Source organism: Aurantimonas sp. A2-1-M11 (assembly GCF_036549475.1).
In the GTDB taxonomy this organism is placed as follows: domain Bacteria; phylum Pseudomonadota; class Alphaproteobacteria; order Rhizobiales; family Rhizobiaceae; genus Aurantimonas.
The window spans coordinates 1-2052 of the sequence record NZ_JAZHLI010000174.1; the positions used below are offsets into that span (position 1 = coordinate 1).

1 protein-coding gene and 2 pseudogenes are annotated in these 2052 nt (G+C 68.1%); all 3 read left to right on the forward strand.

Annotated features, from left to right (window positions below; all coding sequences use genetic code 11):
• Nucleotides 1–393: pseudogene (locus VQ042_RS25360) on the forward strand (methyl-accepting chemotaxis protein); the annotation flags it as partial.
• A 287-nt stretch (nucleotides 394–680) separates the two neighbouring features.
• Nucleotides 681–998, forward strand: coding sequence for a hypothetical protein (locus VQ042_RS25365; protein WP_331823016.1), 318 nt, complete (start codon nucleotides 681–683; stop codon nucleotides 996–998).
• Nucleotides 998–2052, forward strand: a pseudogene (locus tag VQ042_RS25370) (hypothetical protein); the annotation flags it as partial. The gene VQ042_RS25365 and the pseudogene VQ042_RS25370, both read left to right, overlap by 1 nt.

Genomic DNA, 2052 nt, shown 5'->3' on the forward strand with positions numbered 1-2052 from the left:
ACCGCGTCCGGCAAGTCGCTGGAGGAGATCGTCACGGAAGTCAGCGCCATGGCCGAGGTCATCTCGACCATCGCCGCCTCGGCCCGCGAACAGGCGACGAGCCTGCGGGAGGTTTCCGGCGCGGCCGACCAGATGGACAAGGTCACCCAGCAGAACGCCGCCATGGTCGAGGAAGCCACCGCTGCCAGCCAGACCCTGACCAACGAGACCGACGAACTGGCCCACGCGATGGCCAGGTTCCGCACCAGCGCCGGCGATGCCGGCCGCCCTGCGGCCCGCAACGCCCAGCCGCAGCGCCACGGCGCTGGCCCGGTCGTGCAGATGCGCGCCACCGGCACCGGCGGCGCGGCCCGCGCCCCGCAAAACCGCGAAGAGAGCTGGGAAGAGTTCTGAGCGGCTTCCGCAACGCCACCACTCCATATGCCGGCCTTCGGGCCGGCATATCTGTTTTGGCCTTCGCCGCAGGCCGCAGCGGTAGAGACGGGCCCGCATCCGGCGGGTCTTCGCAATATTTCAGGTGGCCTGTCCGGCCGCGCATGTCATCGATTTGTCATCCCTGACGACTGCGGCTCGCCTACGTTAACCTAGCGGTAAACGGTGCATTCCATAGTCGGGGCAATGAATCCTCACGCCTCCCACCAGAACTGTCCTCCTGTCGATCGATCGGACGTTCTGCCGTAATGCTCAGGTCCCAATTCGCCATCTGGTCCTCTGCGATGCTGGTGGCGTTGGCCGGCATGGTTGCGGCGATGCCGGAACCGAGCTTCGCGCGCTCACAAAGCGTTGCGGCCTTCTTCCCGCCCTGGTGGTCGCAGGCGCGTGTCATCCGCGCAGCGGCCTCCGCCGGAAGTCTGCTCGACGTCGGCCAATGGTCCTCGGTGGCGGTCTTCGCCTTTTCCGACGCCGGGCTTATTCACCGCCTGCGGGATGCCGGCGCCATTCTTCTCGTCGACGCCGCCACCATCGGTTGCGCGACTCCGCCAACCAGGAGCTTCTGATGGACGCCATTGTCGATCTCGAACAACACCGCGCCCGTCTCGTTCGCCTCCTGGCGCTGACCCAGTTGGCGGTCGCGCCGATTGCGCTGCTGCTGATCGCCCTGAGCACGGGCAGTGGCTGGACCCCGGCGCTGGCCTCCGCCGGCCTCGGTGCTCTCTGCCTCGGCCTCTCGGGAAAGCCGGAACTTGCCGGCGCCGCGCGCATGGCCGTCGCGGTCGCGCTGGTCGCCAACATCTCGATCGTCGTCGCGACCATGACCGGCAGCTATCTGCAGGTCGACATGCACATGGCCTATTTTGCCGGGCTCGCGGTGATTGGTGCGCTGTTCGACTGGCGAGTGATCCTCGGGGCCACGATTGCCACGGCCCTGCATCATGTGTTCCTGAACTTCCTGATCCCCTCTGCGATCTATCCCGGCGGGTCCGATCTCGCCCGGGTGAGCCTGCATGCGGTGATCCTGCTGGTCGAGGCGGGGATTCTCATCTGGTTGGCGGTCAAGGTGACCGGCATGTTCGCCGCTGTCTCCGAGGCCGGCACCGCTGCGCGCGAGGGGCAGGACCGGGCCGAGGCATTGAACCGCGAGGCCGCCGAACTGCGCGAGGCAGAAGCTCGGAAGGAGGCGCAGCGCGCCCGTCTCGACGACGCCAGGGCGGAAGACCTGCGGGCCTTCGTCGGCATCGTCGAGGTCGGCTTCGAGCGCCTGTCGGCCGGTGACCTGACCGTGCGCATGCAGGACAAGGTGGCGGCCGAGTTCGAGCCGATCCGCGCCAAGTTCAACGCCAGCGTCGCGGCGCTGGAAACCGCCATCGGCCATGTGGTTACCTCCATCGCCTCGATCCGCACGGGTCTCGGCGAGATCAACACCGCGTCCAACGACCTGGCCCATCGCACCGAGCAGCAGGCGGCCAGCCTGGAAGAGACCGTCGCGGCCCTGGGCGAAGTGACCCAGGCCGTCAACGAGACCGCCGAGGGCGCCGGCAAGGCGCAGCTCGTCGCCTCGGGGGCCCGCGAAAAGGCCCGGAAGGGCGGCGAGATCGTCGGCAAGGCGGTCAC

What these genes read in the sequence shown, in the direction of transcription:
- VQ042_RS25365 (WP_331823016.1), top strand. Translation starts at nt 681, where the DNA reads ATGCTCAGGTCCCAATTCGCCATCTGGTCCTCTGCGATGCTGGTGGCG.